The following is a 1,362-nucleotide window of genomic DNA, read 5'->3' on the forward strand; positions in this document are numbered from 1 at the left end:
TCCCTCGCCCTCCCCCTGCCACCGGCCTCTGTCACCGGCGCCGCACGAGGTGAAGACCCTGCGCGACCGCGCGCGTGATGAGGTACTGAACGCTCGGCCAGTCGTCCATGACCTGGTGGTATCCGACGCGGATCACGTGGTATCCGTTCAGGGTCAGAACAGCATCGTGACGAATGTCCTCCGCGCGCTGCGCGCCTACATGATGCGCTCCGTCGATCTGGAGGACCAGTCGTTCTCCGATCAGGAGGTCGACACGATGCCCGTGGAGGAAGGCCTGGGGCAGGAGCCGAAGTCCGAGCCACCGCAAGCGGACCACGATGATCGTCTCGAGGCCCGAGTCGGCGAAAGGCTGGACCTCTTCCAGGATCGACCGAGCACGGCCCGGCAGGTCGAGGCGCGTCAGCGCCTCGCGCGAGACGAGGTGCTTGTTCAAGGCCGACTCCCAGACGACGAACGCCTCTTCTCGCGGGATGCACGTGGCGACGAGGACCAGCACGTTCTCGAGTGCGTCGACGAGGGCATCGGGATGCCGTGGCACGGCGGGACGCGATCGATGCACGCGCGTCCCCGCGGCGACGTCGATCCGACCGGCATGCGGCGCTGCGGCGACGTGCATTCCGCGCCCCCTGGCCACCCACAGTCCTCTGTGCTCCGCGGCGCTGAGGCAGGAGACGATCACCCCCGCTCGCGCGGCGGCGCGAAGCGTCGGATCGGCATCCGGGAGGGCGAGCCACGACCGCCGGATCCGCAGGAGATGACCCCCATCGACGGCTTCGGCGACGGCACGCCAGGACAGACCCTCTTCTTTCAGGCGCGCGCCACGCACGACTCCCCCGCTTCGACGAACGAACTCGACGGCATCCATGAGGCGAGACGGCATGGGCACAGCGTCGCCGATACCGGACGCCGGAATGACACCGTTCGAGGCCGGTGGGGACGGTTCTGGCAGAACGGCTGGTGTGCAGGAGGAGTCGACGCGGGCACCCGGTCGTGACGAGCGGAGGGGGAGGGACAGAGGGAGGAAGAATCCGGCGCCGCGATCCTCCGCTTGTCCCCTGCCCTCCCCTCGCTCCGCCCCGCGCCCCGCGGCACCCGCGCAAGGCCCATCGCCCCCGGGTGAGCCCGTCCCTACAATGACGCCATGACGGCAGGCCAGCCCGAGTGGGTGATCCGAGAGGACGCGGGGTCGCCGGTGCTCGTCGCGCTGTATCTACGCCAGGTGCTCGGCATCCGGTCTCCCGAAGACCTGCCCTCCCTGCGGCACGTGCCGGCGGCCGCGGAGACGACGCGCACGGATGCCGCGCAGTCGGAGCTCGAGAGACAGTGTCGCGCCTACTGGGCGTTGACGGTGGAGCGCCAGGC

At 69.9% G+C, this 1,362-nt stretch carries 1 protein-coding gene and 1 pseudogene; one reads left to right on the top strand and one right to left on the bottom strand.

The window, feature by feature from the left end; all coding sequences use genetic code 11:
• Positions 1 to 31: 31 nt before the first annotated feature.
• Positions 32 to 880, bottom strand: a complete 849-nt coding sequence (locus tag NS283_RS17960; protein WP_241492286.1) for an endonuclease domain-containing protein — start codon at positions 878 to 880, stop codon at positions 32 to 34.
• Positions 881 to 1,141: 261 nt separating this feature from the next.
• Between NS283_RS17960 and NS283_RS17965 the strand changes: the two are divergent.
• Positions 1,142 to 1,362 (top strand): annotated as a pseudogene (locus NS283_RS17965) (zinc-binding alcohol dehydrogenase); the annotation flags it as partial.

The sequence above is a fragment of the Microbacterium testaceum genome (assembly GCF_001476285.1).
Taxonomy (GTDB): Bacteria; Actinomycetota; Actinomycetes; order Actinomycetales; family Microbacteriaceae; genus Microbacterium; species Microbacterium testaceum_B.

Excerpts from the sequence above, each read along its gene's own strand:
- NS283_RS17960 (WP_241492286.1), bottom strand. The coding sequence starts at position 880 with ATGCCGTCTCGCCTCATGGATGCCGTCGAGTTCGTTCGTCGAAGCGGG.